The sequence below is a fragment of the Mongoliibacter sp. genome (assembly GCF_007692705.1).
Taxonomy (GTDB): Bacteria; Bacteroidota; Bacteroidia; order Cytophagales; family Cyclobacteriaceae; genus Mongoliibacter.
The window spans coordinates 1-4,292 of record NZ_REBN01000040.1 but is presented as its reverse complement, the minus strand read 5'-3'; the positions used below and the strand labels follow the sequence as shown (position 1 = coordinate 4,292).

The following is a 4,292-nucleotide window of genomic DNA, read 5'->3' as shown; positions in this document are numbered from 1 at the left end:
TTTTTATACAAAAGCCTCCCGCTGAACAAGATCCAAAAGCAAAATCTACAAAGCTTAATTGATACCCTATTGCCCGAAACTGACACTAAAGGCGGTTTGGAACTTGGTGTAGACAGATTTTTGGATAAGTTATTGGCAAACTGCTACGAACTGGAAATTCAGGAATCTTTTGTTGTAGGATTGGATAAGCTGGAAGAGAATGCCAAATCAACTCATGACAAGTCATTTTTTGACTCAGACAGAAACAACCGTGAGCAAATGCTCCTCAGCATGAATGATGAGGAAAAAATTGAGGATAAAGCCTTTTTTGATTTGACAAAGGAGTTGGCGGTATTGGCTTATACCAGTTCAGAATATTTCCTGACCAATTTTACCAATTACGAAATGATCCCAGGGGGTTATGACGGTTGTGTGCCGGTCCCTAACGAACCTTTTAAAATTTAAATGATGCCTAATCTCAATGTAAAAGCAAAAGACGAAGCAACCTTTGATGCCATAGTGATAGGATCAGGTATCAGTGGAGGGTGGGCGGCCAAGGAACTCTGTGAAGGAGGTCTTAAAACACTAGTCCTGGAAAGGGGAAGGGATGTCAAGCATATAAAGGACTATCCATCTGCCAACAAGCATCCTTGGGAGTTTGAATTCGGGGGGAAATTACCTTTGGAAAAACAACAGGAGTTTGGAAGAAGAGGAGCTAGGGTTCATGAGTCTACTGCCCATTTCTGGATGAAAGAAGGAGAGCAAGAAACCGTTCAGGAAAAACCATTTCAATGGACAAGGGGATATCAGGTAGGAGGGAAGTCCCTGCTTTGGGCCAGACAGACTCAGCGTTGGTCGGACTTTGATTTTGAAGGTCCTGCCAGAGATGGCTATGCAGTAGATTGGCCCGTACGGTACAAAGATATGGCACCTTGGTATAGTCATGTTGAAAAGTTTTCAGGGATATCAGGTAACAAAGATGGTCTTGCCCAATTGCCCGATGGTGAATTTCTAAAGCCATTTGATTTAAGCTGTGTAGAAAGACATTTCCAGAAAGTAATTGCCCAAAACTATGAAGACAGACATTTGATCCATGGTAGGTGTGCGCATGTAACCGAGCCACAGGAGATCCATACGCAGCAGGGAAGGGCAAAATGCCAACACAGAAACCTTTGCAATAGGGGTTGTCCCTTTGGAGGTTATTTTTCTGCTAATGCATCTACGCTTCCTTGGGCTGAAAGAACGGGGAACATGACACTTAGGCCACATTCCGTAGTTCATTCTATCATTTATGATGAAGTAAAGGGGAAGGCTACCGGAGTGAGGATTATTGATGCCAATGATATGCAGTTTTATGAATATTACGCTGATGTTATTTTTGTTAATGCTTCGGCACTGAATTCCAATCTGATTCTTCTGAATTCCATCTCAGACAGGTTCCCAAATGGCTTGGGAAATGACAATGGGCTTTTAGGAAAATATATTTCCTGGCACAATTACAGGGGTCAGATTTCCGGTCGGAGTGAAAATTTTCAGGATACAATGAGTACCGGAAAAAATCCTTCCCATTCCTACATCCCAAGGTTTAGAAACCTTCATAAACAGGAAACTGATTTTCTTAGAGGCTATGCTGTTGGCTTTGGATCTTCTTCCAGAGCAATACAGTTTTCCAGAGAAGGAGTGGGAGCTCAATTAAAAGAGAATATTTTTAACAGAAAATTAGGCCCTTGGTGGGTATCAGGTTGGATGCAAGGTGAAGTAATTCCTATTGAGCAGAACCATGTGAGACTTCATGAAAGCCTTAAAGACAAATATGGAATTCCGCAGCTGGTACTTTCCTGTGACTGGACAGAAAACGATGACAAAATGGTAGTGGATTATATGGAGCAGATGTCTGAAATGTTTGAAAAAGCGGGATTTACCCAAATCAATGCCAGAGATTCAGGCTCTGCACCGGGATCTGACATCCATGAAATGGGAGGTGTTCGAATGGGGCATGACCCAAAAACTTCCTTATTGAATAAATGGAATCAATTGCATCATTGTAAAAACGTATTTGTAACCGACGGGGCCTGTATGACCTCCACTGCTACGCAAAATCCTTCTTTGACCTACATGGCTTTTACTGCCAGGGCAGCAAATTATGCTGTGGAGGAATTGAAAAAAGGCAACATCTGATTTATAGTTGGGAGGAATGACTTAAAGATTGTTGTAAGCAGGATTATTATTGGTTATCTTTTTACTTGAATTTATAATCATATGAAATCGAGCACGAGGAAAACTTCACACAGTGGGATGAACCCGAGCCATCGGGGGGGTGCGAGATTCCATCAGACCTCTAAAAAACAATTTTAAACAGATGAAAAAATATTTTCTGAGTATCCTGCTTACTTCTGTCTTTAGTCTGATGGCTTTAGCACAGTCTTTTTCCATTGAAGAGATTTCTCTGTATTCTTTTCCATCCGAGCTGGTTTCTGCCAAAGTGGATAATAAAATAGCGTGGGCCATGAATGAACAGGGCTTGAGAAATATCTATGTGGCCCAAGCTCCTGAATTCTCCCATAAAAAAATCACTGGTTTTGTCGAAGATGACGGTCAGGAAATCACCTCGCTTCAATTCACTTCAGACGCAAATTGGCTTGTATTTGTAAGGGGAGGAGAGCATGGAAGTAATTGGCAAAGAAACCAAGGGATGAACCCAGCACACGGAGCCAGGATTCCAAAGGTGGAAATCTGGAAAGCAGCATACGATGGAAGTGGAGCCCAAATGTTGGCAGAAGGAGATGATCCAGTCATTTCTCCTGATGGTAAGACGGTTGCTTATATCAAAAACGGACAAGTTTGGACGGTTCCGATGGCGGGAGAGTCTGCCTCACAGCTTTTTGAAATCAAGGGGAATGTAGGGGAGATTCATTGGTCTCCCCAAGGAAATGAGCTTTTGTTTGCTGTCAACAGAAGCACCCATGCACTGGTTGGTATTTTTAATATGAAGACTCAAAAGGTAAGATACATTGCTCCTTCATTCCATAGAGACTGGATGTTGCGCTGGTCTCCCAATGGTCAAAAAATAGCATTCGTAAGAAGACCGGGAGGAAAAGGTGAACCACTTCCGATTCTTGAGCAAAGACATTCTGCCTGGGAGATATGGACAGCAGACGCGACAACCGGAGAAGGAAGCAGGCGCTGGAAAGCTCCTGAAACACTCCGCGGCTCTCTACCTACTACACACGGCAGTGCCAATCTCAATTGGGCGGATGATGAAACACTGCTTTACCTTTCTTATGAAGACGGCTGGCCCCATATGTATGCGATGGATGCGGATTCAGGGCCCTCCAGGCAACTCACAAGTGGAGAATATATGGTAGAACATGTCAGTTTGAGCAAAGATGGGCGTTATCTGGTATTTTCAGCAAATGTGGGCCCCAGAGAGGAAGACATAGATAGAAGGCATGTAGGAATGGTGAATGTACATGAGGGGGAAATGGAGCTACTTACCCAAGGAGATGGAATAGAAGCAATTCCTGTGGTTCTTTCTGATAATGAGCATGTGGCTTATGTTTCTTCCACTTATTCCCGCCCCTTACTGCCTACTGTTACAAACAAATCTACCGGTGAGACCAAATTATTGGCTGAAGACCTTATCCCTGACCAATTTCCAAAGGAGAATCTGATAAAGCCAAAGCAAATTACCTTTGTTACTCCGGATTTGGTAACTGTTCATGCCCAGTTGTTTGAAAAAGAAGGAGGTCCTGACAAGAAACCTGCCGTCCTTTTTGTCCACGGAGGACCGCAGCGACAGATGCTTTTGGGCTGGCATTATGGAGATTATTATTCCAACACCTATGCGATCAATCAAAAGCTTGCGGAAATGGGTTTTGTGGTCCTTTCTGTCAACTTCAGGCTTGGTATTGGGTATGGTTATGAGTTCCATAAACCAGAGCGGACTTATTGGCAGGGAGCAGAGGAATATATTGATGTCAAAAAAGCCGGCGAGTATTTGGCAGCTTTACCGCAGGTGGACTCCAAGCGGATCGGGATTTACGGTGGGTCCTACGGAGGTTACCTTACCGCTTTGGCCTTGGGAAAGGATTCTGATTTGTTTGCAGTAGGGGTGGATATTCACGGCGTCCATGAACTATCCAGCAGACTTGAAATGCCTGAGGGTTATGAAAAAGCGCCTGATTTTGAGAAGGCACTTAGGATAGCCTGGCTTTCCTCACCTTTGGCATATCTGGATTCTTGGGTATCACCTGTCCTGTTTATTCATGGGGATGATGATAGGAATGTGCAGGTTTCCCATACCGTAGATCTGA

The 4,292-nt window shown here is 43.6% G+C and carries 3 protein-coding genes; all 3 read left to right on the top strand.

The window, feature by feature from the left end:
• On the top strand, positions 1 to 444 hold a 444-nt coding region (locus EA341_RS00615; RefSeq protein ID WP_293010743.1), incomplete at its 5' end, for a gluconate 2-dehydrogenase subunit 3 family protein.
• Positions 445 to 447: 3 nt separating this feature from the next.
• Positions 448 to 2,157: a GMC family oxidoreductase gene (locus EA341_RS00610; RefSeq protein ID WP_293010744.1), complete on the top strand. Its 1,710-nt coding sequence runs from the start codon at positions 448 to 450 to the stop codon at positions 2,155 to 2,157.
• A gap of 181 nt (positions 2,158 to 2,338) precedes the next feature.
• Positions 2,339 to 4,292: prolyl oligopeptidase family serine peptidase (locus EA341_RS00605; RefSeq protein WP_293010742.1), on the top strand; the 1,954-nt coding region annotated here is incomplete at its 3' end.